The organism is Ignavibacteria bacterium (genome assembly GCA_041649015.1).
Taxonomy (GTDB): Bacteria; Bacteroidota; Ignavibacteria; order Tepidaquicellales; family Tepidaquicellaceae; genus CAIKZJ01.
The window spans coordinates 37,858-56,907 of record JBAZNU010000004.1 but is presented as its reverse complement, the minus strand read 5'-3'; the positions used below and the strand labels follow the sequence as shown (position 1 = coordinate 56,907).

The 19,050-nt window shown below is 37.7% G+C and carries 13 protein-coding genes; 4 read left to right on the top strand and 9 right to left on the bottom strand.

Going from position 1 to position 19,050, the window contains the following annotated elements:
• The first annotated feature begins 110 nt into the window (after positions 1–110).
• From WC644_08025 to WC644_08015, 3 genes are all read left to right on the top strand, one after another.
• Positions 111–2,198: a T9SS type A sorting domain-containing protein gene (locus tag WC644_08025; GenBank protein ID MFA5011892.1), complete on the top strand. Its 2,088-nt coding sequence runs from the start codon at positions 111–113 to the stop codon at positions 2,196–2,198.
• Positions 2,199–2,290: 92 nt separating this feature from the next.
• The gene (locus WC644_08020) at positions 2,291–3,559 is read left to right on the top strand and encodes a YCF48-related protein (protein ID MFA5011891.1); all 1,269 of its coding nucleotides are present in this window, start codon (positions 2,291–2,293) and stop codon (positions 3,557–3,559) included.
• A 147-nt stretch (positions 3,560–3,706) separates the two neighbouring features.
• Positions 3,707–5,137 carry an amino acid permease gene (locus WC644_08015; GenBank protein ID MFA5011890.1) on the top strand — a complete coding sequence of 477 codons (1,431 nt, stop codon included), beginning with the start codon at positions 3,707–3,709 and terminating at the stop codon, positions 5,135–5,137.
• Between the two features lie 64 nt (positions 5,138–5,201).
• On the opposite strand, the gene WC644_08010 is transcribed toward WC644_08015, so the two are convergent.
• Positions 5,202–6,491 carry a metallophosphoesterase gene (locus WC644_08010; protein ID MFA5011889.1) on the bottom strand — a complete coding sequence of 430 codons (1,290 nt, stop codon included), beginning with the start codon at positions 6,489–6,491 and terminating at the stop codon, positions 5,202–5,204.
• Positions 6,492–6,590: 99 nt separating this feature from the next.
• Positions 6,591–6,947, bottom strand: coding sequence for a hypothetical protein (locus WC644_08005; GenBank protein MFA5011888.1), 357 nt, complete (start codon positions 6,945–6,947; stop codon positions 6,591–6,593).
• A 291-nt stretch (positions 6,948–7,238) separates the two neighbouring features.
• Between WC644_08005 and WC644_08000 the strand changes: the two genes are divergently transcribed.
• Positions 7,239–9,335, top strand: coding sequence for a M28 family peptidase (locus WC644_08000; protein ID MFA5011887.1), 2,097 nt, complete (start codon positions 7,239–7,241; stop codon positions 9,333–9,335).
• A gap of 92 nt (positions 9,336–9,427) precedes the next feature.
• Here the strand turns inward: WC644_08000 and WC644_07995 are convergent, their stop codons facing one another.
• The 7 genes from WC644_07995 to WC644_07965 form a co-directional block, all read right to left on the bottom strand.
• A complete protein-coding gene (locus WC644_07995) occupies positions 9,428–10,288 on the bottom strand; it encodes a hypothetical protein (GenBank protein ID MFA5011886.1) in 861 nt (286 codons plus the stop codon).
• A 314-nt stretch (positions 10,289–10,602) separates the two neighbouring features.
• The gene (locus WC644_07990) at positions 10,603–13,821 is read right to left on the bottom strand and encodes an endonuclease (GenBank protein MFA5011885.1); all 3,219 of its coding nucleotides are present in this window, start codon (positions 13,819–13,821) and stop codon (positions 10,603–10,605) included.
• A 452-nt stretch (positions 13,822–14,273) separates the two neighbouring features.
• Positions 14,274–14,762, bottom strand: a complete 489-nt coding sequence (locus WC644_07985; GenBank protein ID MFA5011884.1) for a S24/S26 family peptidase — start codon at positions 14,760–14,762, stop codon at positions 14,274–14,276.
• Complete coding sequence (locus WC644_07980) at positions 14,759–15,628, bottom strand: hypothetical protein (GenBank protein MFA5011883.1); 870 nt, start codon at positions 15,626–15,628, stop codon at positions 14,759–14,761. Before WC644_07980 ends, WC644_07985 begins: the two co-directional genes overlap by 4 nt.
• Entirely contained in the window at positions 15,612–16,679 is a 1,068-nt protein-coding gene (locus WC644_07975) for a radical SAM protein (GenBank protein MFA5011882.1), read from the bottom strand. The genes WC644_07980 and WC644_07975 overlap by 17 nt, the downstream gene beginning before the upstream one ends.
• Positions 16,676–16,942, bottom strand: a complete 267-nt coding sequence (locus WC644_07970; GenBank protein ID MFA5011881.1) for a PqqD family protein — start codon at positions 16,940–16,942, stop codon at positions 16,676–16,678. The genes WC644_07975 and WC644_07970 overlap by 4 nt, the downstream gene beginning before the upstream one ends.
• A gap of 253 nt (positions 16,943–17,195) precedes the next feature.
• On the bottom strand, positions 17,196–18,908 hold the full coding sequence (locus tag WC644_07965) for an ABC transporter ATP-binding protein (protein ID MFA5011880.1): 1,713 nt from the start codon (positions 18,906–18,908) through the stop codon (positions 17,196–17,198).
• Positions 18,909–19,050 lie beyond the last annotated feature (142 nt).

Sequence of the window (19,050 nt, the reverse complement as noted above, 5' to 3'; positions counted from 1 at the left end):
AAAGATTTCCCCAAACAATATTAAGTAATATATAGTATATGAAGCAACGCAAGAAGAAACAGTCTTTTCAGGACAATTCCAAACTACACTCAAATTTAAATTTAATTAAAATGAAAAATTTAATTTCCGTACTAATCGTAATCGTATTTGCATTACCTTTAAAAGCTCAATGGCTTCCTTCAAACGGACCGTACGGAGGTAATGTGAAATGCTTCTTTTCTCCGAGTTCTACAGTTTATGCGGGAACAGAAGGAAATAATGTAATGATGTCGGAAAACAACGGGTTAACGTGGACAAGTGCAAGCAGTGTGGGACTGACAAACAGTATAATAAATTGTTTCATTAAAAAAGGAGCATATTATTTTCTTGGTACAAACGGCGGAGTATTTTTAAGCACGAATACGGGAGCGACCTGGTTTGCGGTAAACAGCGGGCTTTTCAGTACAATAGTAAATACTTTTGCAATTATAGAAGAAAACCTGTATGCAGCAACTACGGGGGGATTGTATGTAACGAGCGATAACGGCGCATCATGGCAGGGCACGGGATACAACATTACCAACCCAAACATAACATCACTTCTATTATATAACGGAACAATGTACGCGGGAACATTAGGGGGCGGTGTATTTAAATCAACTGATAACGGAGCAAGTTTTTCATCTGCAAATTTCGGACTTATAAATCAGAATGTGAATGCATTGTTACTTGCCGGCTCGACTATTTATGCGGGTGCATCAGCACTTAACAACGCAGACGGAATATACAAAACAACGAATAACGGAGCGAGCTGGATTTCTGCGGGTTTAACGAACATTGGTGTTTATTCACTTATGATTAACTCAACTTATTTATATGCAGGAACGAACGCCGGAGTTCACCGAACACCGATATCGGGTGGGACATGGACAGCGATGCCCGACATTAGAAATCAGATAGTAAAAGCTCTTGCAAATTCGGGAAACAATATACTCGCAGGTTCTGAAGAAGGAATATTTTTGTCATCAAACGGCGGAACTATATGGGATGCAGTAGGATATCTTACAAAAGAAGCGAGTATGTTTACAAAGGCAGGATCAAATTTATATGTATCGGGAAGAGGTGTTTACAGGTCAACGAATAACGGAAACAGCTGGTACACAGTAAATAATGGTTTACCATATTTAATAATAAGAGATTTAACAAGTGTTGGAACGAACATATATGCAGCTTATCAGAATAATAATCTGACACAAAACGGGATTTATTATTCAACGAATAACGGAGATGAATGGATATACAGATGGAACACTATGAGCAGGTCGATAAATGTAATAAAAGCCAGAGATTCAATTTTTTATATAGGATTGTATTATAAAAGCGGTGAACAAGGATTATACCGTTCCAATGACTCCGGAAAAACATTCATGACTGATTATTCTTCACTATTTTATAATGTCGGGGTCTGGGATGTGGAATTTGTGAATGCAAATGATGTATATATAACAACATCAGGAAATAATGGAAGTATTATACGTTCCACTAATTACGGGAGTAACTGGATGCTAGTATATTCAGACAATGGTGTATATAAGCTTGAAATTTCCGGAAACTATATTTATGGAGGAGGTTCGTGGGGAACAGGAGTAATAATGTCATCAAACAACGGACAAAACTGGGCGTCGATAGGTTTGAACGATAAAAATATAAACGACATGGCTGCGTACGGAAGTTACTTATTTGTAAGTACATATGATTCGGGGATTTACATGACTAATAATAATGGTGTAAACTGGTATAACAGAAATCAGGGAATACCGCCGCTATATTTAAATCAATTTAGTGATTTATTTATTTCAGATAATTATATATTTGCGGGTGCAGGGTCTTATGGTGCCTGGAGACGGCAGATGACTGATATCATAGGCGTAGAGAATATATCGACAGAGGTACCTTCGGAGTATTTGCTTGAACAGAACTATCCGAATCCGTTTAATCCTTCGACGAAGATAAGGTTTCAGGTTAGAGGCAATCATAATGTTATGATAAAAGTATATGATATTGGAGGACGAGAGGTACAGACGCTTGTGAATGAGAGATTGCAGCCGGGGATATATGAGACGACTTTTGACGGAGAAGGACTTTCGAGCGGGGTGTATTTTTACAGAATGAATGTTGGAGGATTTACACTGACGAAGAGGATGGTATTACTAAAATAATCAATAATAATTAACAAGCATAACGAATAAAATTAATCTCGTTTCTCTAATTTCGTGAGATTATTTTTTCAAACAATTAAACATTAAACATTATGAAAAAATTTATTTACACAATGGTGGTTTTAGCATTTGCAGTTACTTTGAATGCACAATGGATTACTATCAGTCCAAGCGGGACGAGTGATATACATGACATTTCATTTGTTGATGCTAATACAGGCTTCGCAGCCGGAGAGGGAGGCGGGAAAGGTATAATACTGAAAACTACTACCGGAGGAACATCCTGGACAACTGTTTATACAACATCTTTAAATTCCGATTGGGTTAAAAGTATTCATTTTGTGAATGTAAATACGGGTTTTGCCTGCAGCAGCGGAGGATTTGTATATTCAACAACTAATGGCGGTATAAGTTGGTCATCTCAATCCCTTACAGATGATGGATTAGAATGTATTCGTTTTATAAATCAAAGTACAGGTTTAACCTGCGGCGACAATACAAGTAATACTGACAGAGGTCCTACTTTTAAAACCACAAATGGCGGTGCAAATTGGATAAAGGTAAATAATTCCATTTACCATATGGACTTTATACAGTACATTGACGCAAGCACTGTTTACGCAAGTGGTGATTATGTTATTTATAAATCGACAAACGGAGGTACTTCATGGACTGACATTTATCCATACAACCACGATTGTAATGCAGTTTGTTTTATAAATGAAAACACAGGATTTGTTTGCGGAAATTTTACTATGATAAAAACAACGAATGCAGGAGAAAACTGGTCTGATTTTTTATTATCGTCATCTGATACTAATTATTATTCTTCCGTATATTTTACGGATGCAAACACAGGATACATTTCGATGATTAGAATATCTGATTATGCAGGAAGAATTTACAAAACAACCAATACAGGAGGTAACTGGAATTTACAAACCAATTTAAACGGATATGCAAACACAATCAAATTTATAAACTCAAATACGGGTTTTGCTTGTGGTGGCGGTGATAAAATTTGGAAAACTACAAACGGCGGAGTTTCAGTTCAGAATATCAGCACGGAAATACCCTCTTCATATTCGCTGGGGCAGAATTATCCGAATCCGTTTAATCCTTCGACGAAGATAAGGTTTGAAGTGATGAGATCTCCGACAGGAACATTCGGGACTGATATGGTTACATTGGTTGTGTATGACGTAATGGGGCGTGAGGTACAGACGCTTGTGAACGAGAGATTACAGCCGGGGATATATGAGACGACTTTTAATGGAGAAGGACTTTCGAGCGGAATATATTTTTACAGAATGAGAGCAGGCGGATATACAGAGACGAAGAGAATGATGCTGATAAGATAAGTATAAATTAGAATTATAGAATAAATCCTCGCTCCATAAGAGCGGGGATTTTTTATAATATTAGCAGAGATAAAACATAATTAGTTTGCATTTGTTATGTTCATGAATTATTTTTACTGAACTAATTTATGAATTAAAAGCGGATTATTGAAGATTATCGAGACTCATCACAGCGGATTACTTACGCGGTTAGGGCTTTTTACATCGCTGATGATTGTAATAAGCTCGATGATAGGTTCGGGAATCTTCAAGAAAATCGCACCCATGTCAGTAGAGCTCGGCTCGCCGGGCCTTATACTTCTCTGCTGGCTTATTCCCGGAATAATAACGATGATAGGCGCTGCGACGAATGCAGAGATTGCAGGGCTTATCGCAGAACCCGGAGGCCAGTATGTTTACTTCAAAAGGATGTACGGGAATGCTTTTGCATTTTTATACGGCTGGAGCTGCTTTTCTGTGATACAATCCGCATCAATTGCGTCGATTGCATACGTGTTTGCCGAATCGGTAAATGCTGTTATACTGTTACCGAGGCTTCCAGAGGTGTATGAACAGTTTACGTTATTTGGAATATTCAATCCACTGCAGAGCATTGGCGTAAAAGGACTAACGATATTAACAATAATTTTTTTAACGAGTGCAAATTATTTCGGAGTAGTAATAGGCGGAACGATAACGAACATCTTTACGGCTTTAAAAGTATTAGGAATTATTCTCATTATTATACTTGGATTTACAATAAGCGGAGGTTCAGCAGAAAATCTTACGCCTGTATTTGAAGCAGACGGATTTAAGTACAGTTCCCCGCTCGGGTTATTCGGAGCTATGTTTGCGGCAATGCTTGCCGCATTCTGGGCTTATGACGGATGGAACAACATAGGATATCTTGGCGGAGAGGTAAAGAATCCGAAGCGGAACATTCCGATTTCATTATTCGGCGGGGTGGCGCTTGTTATACTTGTTTATCTTGCAATCAATGCTGCATTTCTTTACGTACTGCCTGTTGACGAAATAATCAAGATAACGAACAATGAGCACAGCATAATAGCAATTGAGATGATGAGAAAATTTCTTGGTTACGGAGGAGCTGTGTTTATTTCAGTGCTGATTATGGTCTCAACATTCGGCACTACTAACGGGACGATACTCGCATCATCGAGAATTTATTTTGCGATGGCAAAGGACAATTTGTTTTTCAAGTCAGCAGGGTCGCATCACAGCAAGTACCGCACTCCGCATTTGTCTCTGATAATACAGGGATTTTGGGCAAGTCTTTTAGTACTTTCAGGAACATTCGACCAGCTTACAGATATGCTGATATTTGCGAGCTTTATATTTTACGGTGCAGGAGCATTCGGCGTGTTTGTTTTACGGAAAAAGATGAAAGATGAAGAAAGAGTATATAAAGTACCCGGATATCCGATTCTGCCGTTTATATTTGTGCTTTTTTGCGTGGCACTCGTTGCGGTAACAATCATAGAAAATCCGAGAGACTCGGGAATAGGTTTATCGCTTGTATTAATAGGGATACCGTTTTATTTGTTCTGGAGGAGGAAGAACAAGAACGGGATACTTTGATTAGTATTATAGTATTAGATCCCCGATAGAAGCATTCGGGGATGACACTTTACCAACTTTCATTTTAAACAAAAGTGAATTTTGTTATTTCGGGAGGACAATTAAACCTGATCGGCAGACCTACAGTACCTATACCACGCGAGACATAAAGATACTTACCGTTATTTTCATACAAACCGCTTATATATTTGTGCGCTGCTGATGCAAACGAAAGGCTCAAATCACCGAATTTAAAGAACACAACCTGTCCGCCGTGAGTATGACCGCTCAGCATAAGGTCAAAGTTCAGGTCGGACACATCATCAAAGAGATAAGGTTTATGAGTTAACAATATTTTCGGAACGGTTTTCGAATCAATGTTATTTTGTTTAAACTGTTCATTTGCAAGGTTAACCGTCTGAGTAATATACTTTGCGACTAAAGGATTCGACCTGCCGCCGCTGTCGCGTGTATCCTCAGTACCCATAATGCTGAAAGGCTTGCCGTTTATATTTAGAAGTAGTGCTTCGTTCCTCAGCATTCTGATTCCTGTTTCATTCTTAACAACATCGTTGATGTAATTATCATCACTAAAGTAATCATGATTTCCTAATGTAGCATATACGCCGTATTTTGCTTTCAGGTTTCTGAATGCTTTTGCGAAAGGCGAGGCTTCGTTTTTCTGAGAGTTAGTTAAGTCACCGGGAATAAGAATCATATCAGGATTTAAATCATTCACAACATCAACGTATTCTTTCATCTGCTCATAATCCATGTACGGACCGCTGTGTATATCACTAATCAAAACAGCAGTCGTGCCTTTTTGTTCAACGGGAAGACCCTTAATTGCGATTGTCTTGTGCTCAATCTCATAAATATGATTTTGTATCGTTCCGACACCCGCACCGATAAACGCATATCCGCTAACGATAGCTGTTGAAGCTGTAATAAACTTCCTTCTTGATTCGTCAAACTTAACTATCTTCTTTTTATTCCTAAAATTAAGATATTTATCTTTTATAAAATTAATTCTTTTAAGCAGTAAGTCACCTATTACAAACGGAAGTTTTATAATCTTTCCAGCAATCAGAAAAAGTCCTATGAAAAAAGTAGCAGACTGAAACACAAAGAATGGCTTTATTATGACTACATCCATCCATTCAGGAGGCAGGAACAAATCGAACGACTTCAGAATCTGAATTACATAAGGAAAATTAAATAACAAAAACGGTGTTCTTGACACATAGTTAACGGTCTTTAAGTCCAGATTTTTCCTTAACAGATATTTCCGGAATGTTTTATAAACAACAATCTGAAGTAAAAATAAAACGGAAAAGACAACAGTAAAAAATATTATTCTTTGAGATAATCCCATATAAGAATATAACGTTTTATACCTCTAAATGTTTCCCTTCTGGAATAAAAAAAGGCTTAATCCTGATGAATAAGCCCTTTAAAAAACACACGGAAAGATTTATTCTGACCTTCTGTAGAGTGTCCATTCTTTCCCTGTATCAAGGTTCATTACTTTTATGTAATCCTGCGTGCGGTAATAATCGATGAGAAACTTTACTCCCTTTCCATCCTGGCAAGTGTATGCAAATCCACCGCCGGAAACACCTTCAAGATCGGTGTAATCCAAAATAGAAAAGTCTATCCATTTACCGTCTGAAGAAAACTGCACTGCAGTAACGTAGGTGTTTTCATTATCGCAGGTTAAAAGTACGGAAAATTCACTGCCGTCATAAGTGAAATACGACTGAGCTTTAACGCTTGTGTTTAAAGCAAAGAAAGCAGAAAGAAGTAAGAACAGAAACGTGATTTTTTTCATAGTTATTGTTTTAATTTAATAAAATAAATTCAGATTTAATCTAAGAACACCTGATAATTGCAAAAAGTTACAGTTATTGCGGTTATTGGGATATAAACTTTAATATTTGTGATTTGTTCCCATGAAATATCATTATTAAGCGTTTAGCGGCTTTTTATTTGGCATTTCTGACTGAAACAGTCAAGCTTTCGGAAACAAACGCAAAGAAACCGGTTGATTTTTGGATTAGTATTTTACTTTTAAAATTGGAATTTTAGAGCTATTTTACTAGATATAAAATAATTAAAAAATATGAAATCATTACGTTTTCCCCTATTATCAGTGTTATTAATTACACTTATAACTCTAACAGCAAATGCACAAATTGGATACAGTCCAAAAATTGATTCTTTAATAAATCTCATCACCACGCAAAGTGTTGGATTGATTGACCGTCAGCTATGCGGCGATACAACATGTTTTATCGGCGGGTCGGTTTATACGATTGCATCCAGACACTATAACAGTGTCCACAATCCAAAAGCTGCACAATACATTTTCGAACTGCTGCAGTCTTACGGATACACACCAAGGTATCAGTACAACAGCGCCACTAATATAAACGTGCTGGCAACAAAGCTCGGTACAAAATATCCAAACCAGTATTATATAATTGGCGGTCATTACGATGATATGCCCTCCGGAAGTTTAGCTCCGGGAGCGGATGACAACGCATCGGGTACGGTTGGAGTGCTTGAAGCAGCACGTATATTAGCAGGTTTCCCGACAGAATACACAGTCGTATTTGCACTCTGGGATGAGGAAGAGCGCGGTCTTTACGGAAGTGAGGCATACGTTGATTCAGCTTACTTTAAAGGTGATTCAATATTGTGCAACATAAACCTTGACATGATAGCATACGATGGCAACAACGACGGCAAGAATGAAGTTGTATCAAACTCAGCATCAGAGAATTTTGCGAACGATTACATCTCAGCGATGAGGACTTATCTTCCTACACTTGTTCCAATTAAGAAGATAAACACTACTGCAAACAGCGATCACGCTTCTTTTTGGACGCGAGGATATAAAGGGTTTATGAACATTGAAGACAACAGCGATTTTACACCGTATTACCATACGGTAAACGATAAATACAGTTCGCTTAACTTACCGTTTTTCAGGAACCTTGTCAGGACTGCAATTGCAGCACTCGTTTCATTTTCAAACAATGTGAAAATGGATTTCTACCATACACAGCTTGCGAGCGGCAATTATATGACAGAAAGAACAGCGACTCTCGTTATAAAATCAAAGAGCAAGGTTGCGATGAACACAAACAACGCCCCGAGACTTTATTACAAAGTGAATAATGGTTCTTATTCATCAGTTAATTACAATTATTACAATCTTGATACATTCAAGTTTACTCTCCCTGCACAAACAACACTCGGTACGGTAGTTAATTATTACTTTGCCGCACAGGATTCAGCAGGCAGTTTCATTTGCACGTATCCTGCGGGAGGCAGAGGACTAAATCCTCCGGGAAGCACGGCACCAACGACTACGTTTTCATACATGATAGAAAGCTTAAACTATTCATGCATTGGAACAGGCTCTTCTTCAACGAGCTATCCATTCTACACACTGTATGAAGATTCAAGAACTCAAATGCTATTTAATGCTTCAGAAATAGTCGCAAACGGCGGCTCGGCAGGTTTCATAAATAAACTTGGATTTACGTATTTAACAATCGGCTCGCCTGCGATGAGTAACTTTTCAATAAAGATGCAAACAATATCAGCATCAACAATCTCGACATGGACAAGTACAGGATGGACGGAGGTTTATACATCATCTTCATTCACACCTCCGGGAACGGGACTGCAGTACAATTATCTGACAACTCCTTATTACTGGAACGGAACAGGAAACCTATTAATAGAAATCTGCTTTGATAATTCAACATGGTCGGCAAACACGACAGTAGCAGGTACCCCTCAGACCGGAACAGTGGTTCACCACCATCTCGACGGAACCTCAGGATGCACAATGACGGGAACATCAACGGCATCAAACCGTCCTAATGTATGTTTGGGCATAAATACATCAACGAACCTTGGAAACAACCAGACAGGTTTACCAAATGTTTTTTCATTGTCACAGAATTATCCAAATCCATTTAATCCTGTAACAAAAATAAATTTTGCAATACCGAGAAATTCATTTGTAACCTTGAAAGTATATGACATGCTTGGTAAGGAAATAGCAAATCTTGTCAACGGTAACAAAGAAGCAGGTTATTATACGATTGACTTTAGCGGTACGAATTTATCGACGGGTGTTTATTACTACAGGCTTGAAGCAGAAGGATTTGTTGACGTAAAGAAAATGATACTTATAAAATAGTTGTTAGTTGTAGAAGAGACAGAGCATTTAAAAATAATAAAAAAGGGTGCAGGAAAACCGGCACCCTTTTTATTTATTTACATATTTTTAAATTAAAACGTAAACCCGACGCCAAACTTAAACGTACTGTAATTCAAGGAAGCTTCACCTCCAAACGGCCAGTCCATGTTCTTTGATTTTAATTCGCTGAAACCGTAATAATATGCACTCTTAAGAATAAAATTTACTATTGAGCCCGCAATCGGTTTGTTCCTTAATACCCTGTGTACAAAATAATCAATCATCCCCGAGCCGATTTCCTGCAGAACCATACTTCCAGACTGCGCCCAGAACATAGTACGCGGATACACATTAAGTCTTTCGTAATTAATATCCAGAGTAAGAAGCGGTATTACCTGAACGCTTATTCCGCTTTCATAATTACCGCCGAACCTGAACCTGTCTCCGAATACGAGCAGCTTATCGTCTTCAATTGGAGACACGGTAGAATTAATTCCCGTCCAGTTTGAATTTGTCCACATAAGCGCCCTCGATGAATAAGGTAAAATCCCAACCTTACCCGCTCTTATAATATACCCCGTCTTACTTCCAAACCCGAAACGCCAGTTGTTTGATTTTATCTTATCCGCGGAATGACTTTCAGGACTTAGAGACGTAGAATAATTTCCGACATCCAGGTACACAAAATCATACTTCTTCAGTTTATTCTCATAAAATCTTTTAGATTTCCTTGTTGAAAATCCGATTTTAAAATCTATAAAACCTGCTTTATCAAATCCCTGCTGATAACCGTCAAGCATAATATTTGTCATACCGTATGAAAGCTCAAACGTTGGTTTTTCTATATTAAAAAATTTGTAACTGTAATCGTCGTAATATCTGCCGCGTTTATGCTGGCAAAAGACAGAGCTGCTTATTGCAAGCACCACCAGTAGAAGTATTATTCTTTTCATAAAATATTATATTAAGTGTAGTAATATTAATAATACTTAAAAATTACACTATTTGTTTCAAAAATACAGATATTTGTTTAGATTATGAAGACAGTGGTCATATGCGGGGTATCTTAGGAATATACGAGAGCTATATGCTTTCTATATGAAATCCATATGAATTCTATATGAACTCTATATGAAATCCATATGAACTCTATATGAAATCCATATGAACTCTATATGAAATTTTATGAGATTATTAGAAAATTACTTAACGCAAGTTTGCGTTTTCAAAACTCTTCTATTTGTTTTTTGATTTTTCCCTACGCCGGCTATTTCAAAATCACCATTTTCTTCGCCGCCCTGAAATTCTCAGTATTCAAAACATAGAAATAAACTCCGCTTGAAAGCATAGCGGCACTAAAATCGGCAGTATAATATCCGGCTTTTTTAAACTCATTATTCAGTATTCTTTTGACTTCTCGTCCTGCAACATCATAAATAACAATCGAAATCCTGCTGTCAACCGGCAAATCAAAGTTAATCTTCGTAACTGGATTGAACGGGTTAGGATAGTTCTGACTCAGGTCAAACTTCTTTGGTACTCCAATTTCAACCTCACCGTTAAGTTCAAAGTATTCATAATTCCCGTTCACATCTAACTGTTTCAGTCGGTACTTATACTTACCCGAATTCAGGTTTTTATCTTCAAAGCTGTAGTTCGTAGGCGTATTCTTCGTGCCGTTTCCGTTTACGAATCCAATCGCTCTATATTCCATATTCTGACTTCTGACTTCTGCTCTTTCCACTTCAAATCCCGCATTGTTTATCTCACTCTCCGTCACCCAGTTCAGCTTTATGTTTCTGTTGAAAACAAAAGAATTTAAGGAGGAAAGTGTTACGGGTAATGCACTTTCAGGATCAGTTATAAAGACATCATCAAAATTTGAGAACTCAGAACCACCTGTACTGTGATTCCATAACATTCCCATATAAGGCAATGAGATTCCCGTATGTGTACTATTAACAGTTGCGACACCTATTTGTGTTGAAGTAAGAGTTGGGTTTGGCCGGGGGAATGCGGATGAATTACTTTCGGTATATAAAGTCCACTCATTGGAAGAAGACACATATTTCACCCTTACACTTAAATAATCGTTACCGTAGTCACCTCCGGATATAATGTTTGTAATATTAGAATTCAAATCCAGTCCGTTTGAAAAATGAACAAGTCTGATTGGATCCGTAGAACCGGACTGACCGATTACTACCGCATATCCGCTTGAAGTTTTATAATCAAATGAACTTGATGCTAAAATGAAAGCAATTCCGTAATTATTTGCATCAAATCCCGAAGGGTCTGTTCTGGTCTGCCTCATATTAAATGCCCACTGCATTTCTATAGTTGATGTATTTAATATTTCAGGATACCCGTTAATTGCTGATAAGTCAACTAAAGCCACATCTCTCCCGGCAGTAGAACTTCCCATTTTTAATTGATTATCAGTTATACTTATAGAACCCGTTGCAGTTCCCGTTTGCCCCCATGTCAATAACGGAGATGAAGACGGATTACCCAGCGTATTGCTGTTAGCCCTGTTAAAATTATCGATCAGAACAATACCGCCCGCTCCGCTGCTAAGTGTTAAAACATCCAGAGAAGGAACGCTTCCGTCAGTCTTATAATTAATCGAGGAACCGGAACCGTTGTAAGAATAAACTCTAAAATAATAGTGTGAATATGATGTTAATGACGTGAATGAATACTGAGTTGTGCCGTAAGTTAAATTTAGCACAGCACTGCCTTCCGATAAAGCGGGGTCATCAGAATATGTCGTTCCGTCAACGGGTGGATTAAAAATATTTGTATTGTTAGCAAGTAAAAGATATCCTGCGGGCTGTACCGCTCCGGGAACGGCATCAGTCCATGAAATCGTCAAAGAGTTTGAGGTTACATTTGATGAAGCAAGATTTGTAATATAATTAGAAGGTTCACTTGCATACGACGGTGTTGATGTTGCTTGATTTATATTCGGTACAATTCCGTCAGTTTTATAGTTAATTGCACTTCCCGAACCGTTGTAGGAATAAATTCTGAAATAATACGTTGTCGAGGAGTTCAAAGATGAAAAGGCATATTGCTGTGTTCCGGGAAGAATGTTTAATACCGCACTACCGTCCAAAAGATTAGCATCGTCAGTGTAAGCAGTCCCATCATTCGGTGTTGAAAAAGAATTATTGTTATTCGCAATAATTAAATATCCTGACGGTGCCTGAGTTCCTGCCAGTGCATCAGTCCATGTTAATGTTATTGTATTTGTTGTAACATTTGTCGTACCAATATTTGTAACATGATTTGTCGGTTCATCTGCTAATGTTACGGTACCAGTTGTCGCATTTACGCTTGGAACGGTTCCGGTAATTTTATAATTTCTAAGTGAACTATCGCCGTTGTAAGAATACACCCTGAAATAATACGTAGTGCTTGTAACCAATCCCGTGAAAGTATAAGTGTCATCATCGCTATAAGGAACGTTAACATAAGCAATGCTATCAAGAGTATTATCTCCGGTAAATTCAACGCCGTCAATCGGGATGAAATAATCATTTTTATTAAATGCCTCAATAAGATATCCTGAGGGTGCCTGACTCCCTGATGCTGCATCAGACCATGTAAGCGTGATTGAATTATTAGTAACTGATGTTGCCAGATTTGTAAGATAGTTTTCCGGCTCTGCCGCATAGGTTGGGCTTACTTTTGATAAATCATTAAAATTAATATAATTTACATATTCGGGGTGGTCGATTAATGGGTTTCTGTTTCTCTGTATGCTTTCTATGTAATTGTTTCTTTCGACTTCCCATTTATCCGGAGGGTCCTGCTGATGCCACAGGAGCAATGTTGCCAGACTTTGAGGTGCCTCCGAAAGTGACGGCAGCCTTGTATTATTCAGCCAGTTAAAATTCCATGTGTGTCCGTTTAACCCATCATATCTTATACACATATAAAGCAACGCTCTTGCGGCATCTCCTTTATGTGAATTACGCGGTTCATAGACGGTTTCACCAGAGGCATTCGTACCGAGTTTTCCGTCAAGATATGTGTAAGTTGAGGATGTTACAATTCCGAAAGGATGATTGCTTCTTCTTCCGTTTGCATTATTCTGATGTGTCGGGAAAAGGTGATGCTGGTCTGCATATTCGTTAGTACTTTCGCTGCTGTATGAAGGCATCCAGCTATGGCACCATGTATGCTCACGGCTAAAAATATCCCATGAAAAAGTACCTGTGTATGTATAAAGATGACCGCTGTAAACGCATATTACACCTCTTGTGCTGCCGCTCACGAGGAATGATGCATAGTGTGCAATATTTGTCTCATCAAAATTATCATAAGAAATCTTAGTATAAGGACTTCTGACGCGTGTTTTTAAGTCAGTTACAAAACCGGAACTCCCGGTATTAATCGTGGAATAATACAAATCATTTTGTGCATTTGATACAATCGACCATAATATGAAAAATGCAGCGAGAGAATATTTTATTTTCAAACCTTTTTACCCTGAATATATTAAAGGATGCAATATACCGATTTTCAATGTGAATTTTAATTCATAAGCGAATATCCCCCTTGAGAACTAAACACAGCAAGGTCTGCAAGCAGAATAATGATAAACATTAAAAAAGAATTTATACACAGAATACGCGGAGAACAAACATCAAACACGAAAGAGGAAAAGAATTTTAACGCAGCGTTCGCATAGGATGCAATAGCTGCAAAGAAATTAAAAGAAATATTTTATTTGTAAAAGTTAGTTTTTAGTGCAACATTTTTACGGATAGCAGCGCTAAGAAGAGCAATTATACACAAGAAGTTAGAGACGGGTTATTATCACAGAAGGCGCGTAACGAAATGGATAGGACCGGATAAGAAAAATTTAAATTAAGTAATTATAAATCAAAATAGTAAACAATTTTATTGTTAATTTATTTCGGGGTAGTGTTACGAAATACCATTCTCCCGCAATATTCCAAGCTTTCTCAGCATAATCCCTGCTAATCTCCTCAAAGATTTGTACACCAAATACTCAAAAAGCGTTATCGGAAAGAATCTTACCCATACTTTTCCTGCAAAACTCCAGTACCCTTTTGTGTGGTCTCTCCTTCTTCCTTTCCTGTATGAAATCCCTGCAATGCCTATTGCTTTCTGCTTTTTAAATGGTCCTTCTGCTTTACTCTGTGCATCACCCCTGAGAAATGCTTTTTCCCCATCTATTTTTACTATTCTATGCAGCACATATTTATTAGTATCTTTTTCAAGAAGAATAATATCGCATCTCTTTAATTTCTCATTTATAGGCAAGAGTTCTATCTCATCACCATTGTATATGAAAGGCGCCATGCTGCTTCCCGTTGAAGTGAACCTAACCGGTTTGCCTTCTGAAAGCGATTTCCGTATTACGGGAATAAGATGTTCAAGTGATACAATCATAAAACAGACCTTACTAATTCCACAACTTCGGGAGTCGGCTTACATGATAATTTATAGACAGGAACTTTTGCTGCTATTGATGTTATGTTCGATATGGCAAGATTTGAAAGGTTCTCATCCCAGTAAGGGAAAAAAGACCTTGCAATGAGTTTTGGCACTGCTTCGGATACCGGCATTCGCTCAATACGGTTTTCCTCCGATTTTTCAATCATTAAAATAACCGAAAGAGGTACTTTATGGTTTTTAGCAATATTAGCAGTACCACCCCAGGGCGTTCCGTAACAAAATACATCATCATCTATTATTCTGACGGCATTCCTGTCTTCATTAAATATCATCGTGCCTTCAAAGCTCATCCAGAGTCTGCTTTGAGTGCTTTTCCCCTCGCCCGCATGCCCGACAAAAAGTATTCCCTTTCCGTTATCATCCAATCCTGAAGAATGAAATATTGAACCCCTATTGAACTGAATTGCTGCACGTATTATAAGCTCAAAACCTGCCGTATTCAGCAAGCCGCTTTGTTTATTATTGCTGCGGTTTAAATATACTGTAATATTTTTCCAGTCACCCGCCGTCGAAACTATTCCCATCGGTTCTTTACTGTCATAGCTTACAACAGCATTAAAAATATTCCCATTCCTGTACATTTTCCAGATATCTCCCGGGTCGTAGATTAAATCTCCGAGCGTAGAGGGTAATTCAAATTGATCTTTTATATAAAGCGTCACATCTGCTTCCTGATTCTTATCGGAAACGCAGAAAGACAATATCCTTTCAGACAAATTAATTTTTTCTAACGGGATTTCGGTAACTAATTTAATCGTCAGACCGGTGATTTCAAAATACAACTTATTGCTTTGACTCATAAATTTCTTTTCGTTTGAATGAGATATTGCAGAGATAAGGTACGGGTTCGTCTAAGTTTTTTGTTTCAAGATATGACCTTGCGGGACAGGTGTTACAGTATTCCTTTGCGCTGCAAGTTGAACATGAAGATGTTTTATTCGTTGCGGCAGCAACATAATTTTTAACTTCCTCCCATGCTGCATTGAAACCTATGCTCAATACTTTTGCAGCAGGAAGCGGAAGGTCCCCACACACATTCATTTTGCCTGATGAGTTTATCATGAATGATGATTTTCCGGCCAGGCAATAAAATATTTCACTACGTGACTCTGAGGATTTTTCTTGTGCAATTTTTCTCCATTTTTCATTTGCTTCCTTGTCTGCAGATTCCAGAATAAAAATATCTTCGGGTAAAAGCTGCGATTCCTCTAATCGCGAATATTTACCATCAACTCTTCTGGTTAAAAGCCATGCCGAAACAAATGGCAGTCCCCATTTTTTTGCCATCTTCTTAATATCTTCGTATTCATGCAAATTCTGACGCGTAATAGTAGTCTTTATTACAGGCTTTATTCCTGCAGAAAGCAGATTCTCGATACCATTGCAGCAAAGTTCAAATCCCTTTGCTGATCCCGTAACAGATTCATAAGTCTTTGCCGTAGCACCGTAGAGAGTAATCTCAACTTTGTTTGGAGGAAGCTTAGCAAGTTTCTTTGCGACTAAATTAGTAATAAGAGTCCCATTTGTAAACAATGTAAGAACCAGCCCCATTTTTCTTATCGGTTCATAAATATCAAAGAAATCATTCCTAAGGAAAATTTCCCCGCCGGTAAGAAGCAGAAACACCATACCGCTTTTTGATGCCTGACCTGTGATTTCCACCCATTCCTTCGCAGACAGCTCATTATCTTTAACGGATTTATTGCAAGCAGACTCGGCTATATAGCACATTATACACGAAAGATTGCAACGGCTTGTAAGTTCAAAAGTACCTGAAACGGGCTGGCGTTTTTCCGCAGCTTTTGAAAGGAGTTGGTTCAGGGTTGTATTATCAGAGGGTAAAAAGCTCAATCAATTAACATTCCTTTACCTTTTAAATCGCAAATGAAATTATTCAAATCTTTTGAAGCTTTTTCTTCATCAACATCAAATTTTTCTATTAATGCTTCGATTAGCTGTTCTGAGGATTTCTCTGTAGAAAGCTCTTCCCACAAAAATTTCGCAGTATTGTTCAGTACAAGTATTCCATTCAAGTTAACAACCTCCATAGCAGTTGGAACGAGGATGTGCTCATCTCCAATATTTTGTATTACAAAGTTTTCTTTACGTTTCATTTATAATGTTGTTTTTCAGGAATAATAAATCTATTCAACTTGTTTGAGTATGGCCCGGACAATCTAAGTCAATTATACCGCATGCCATAAGCCGTTCTTCCACCTTAACAGGAATAAATTTCATTTCCGGTGATAAATATTTCCCCTTTTCAGGAAGTTTATTGTCTGCGTTTATCTCTTCCTGAGAGTCGATTATATTAGTATCTTTTACCAGATTAACTTATTTACTTTTTATAAATTATTTACTGGATTTTTAATTTTCAATTGAATACGAAATAATGTTTCCCGCTGTTATATTACCTGAGTGGCTTATCACAAAAATAATTTTATCCTTCTTCAAGGACGAAAGATTCTCATAAAATTTCTTCTCTGCATCGGCATCAACAAAACTTGTCGGCTCATCAAGAATAAGAATTGGGGCATCAGAGTATAAAGCTCTTGCTATTGCTATTCTTTGCCACTGACCCATGCTAAGCTCTTCACCGTTTTCAAACTGCCTTCCGAGCAATGTGTCATACCCTGATTTCAGGGAATTCACGACTCTATCCGCAGTGCTAATTCTTACAGCTTCAAAAAGTTTATCCTCTTCCCCGTTAATCGTCAGTCCTCCCAAAATAATATTTTCCCTCACCGTGAATTCATAAGTAGAAAAGTCCTGAAATATAATGCCTATATTTTTCCGCAGTTCTGTTATATCAAAATTCTTTATATCTATCCCGTCAAACAAAATTCTCCCCGCCGTACAATCATAAAGCCTGCAAATCAGCTTCAGACACGTAGTTTTTCCTGAGCCGTTTTCTCCTTTTATCGTATAAATACCGCCGGGTTTCGCCTGAAGAGTCAGTTCTTTTATAACAGTTTTATCTGTTCCCGGATACGTAAAAGATACGTTTTCGAAAGTGATACCGTTTTCGAGTTTATCCGGAAAAGGAACCGGATTACTTGGCGATTTTATGCCCGGTTCGAGTTTAAGAAACTCAAAAAGGTTACTTAAAAACAGTTTATTCTCATACAATCCCGATACGCCTGTAACAACCGACTGCACAAATCCCTGCCCCCTCCTGAATGCTTCAAAAAACATCACAAAACTACCGATTGTCAGTGCACCTACCGCTGCATCTAAGCTCAAGAAATAAATAACCCCCGCAAGGGAAATCGTTTCAACCACTGCTGAAATAACATAAAGTCTGCTTCTTTTAACCGATATCTTTTGTATGTTCTCCGCAATGTCTTTTCTCACCGAGTTATGTTTCTCACCAAAATACTTTTTAAGATTAAAAACCCTGAGCTCCTTTGAATATTCCCGTTTTGTCAATACATCAAAAAAATATGCTGCTTTTCTGTAAAGAGGAGTGTTCTGTTTTCTCCATTCGAATAAATTTCTTTTATTCGCAAACCTCAGGAGAATCGAAGGAATCCCCGCTGCAACCAATACTACAACAACAAGTTTTGAAAATAGCATAAGTATCGCAACAACACCAACAAGAGAAATCACTCCTGAAACAATTCCAGTAATATTATTAAGCACCATCACTGGTCTGAAATTCACCTCTTCACGTGCTCTGTGAAAAATATCATAGTATTCAGGATTATCAAAATACTCTAAATCAAGACTTGCCGATTTCTCCTGAACATGATTGCTCAAATAATCCCTTAGTTTTTGAGAAGAGACCTCATCATTAAGTTCTTTTAATACATCCGTAATCTTTATAAGCAAAAAAACACCGCAGAATACCGCTGTATAAAACCAAACATCACTTGCATCATTTAAGGAAGACGTAAAAAGAAGTGATATGGAATCGACAAGAAGTTTCAGCATATACAGCAAAAACACGGGAAGAATACTTTGTAGAATTATAAGTATAATTCTGACCGCAAAGTCCTTTCGCCCGCTTTTATAAACGTAACCTATCGCCTCTTTCAGGTTAGCGATATCCTGTTTTATTTCACTTACGCTGTATTTCAAAATTTTAGGTAAGATAACTTCATGCCAAAGCACTTAAGCCCTGAACATTAATTCTACAAAATAGCACATTTATTAAATAAAAAGTATTTTAAAGTGATAAGTTTTAATTGTGCCAGATAAACACGGTTACCTGTCCGCTGAA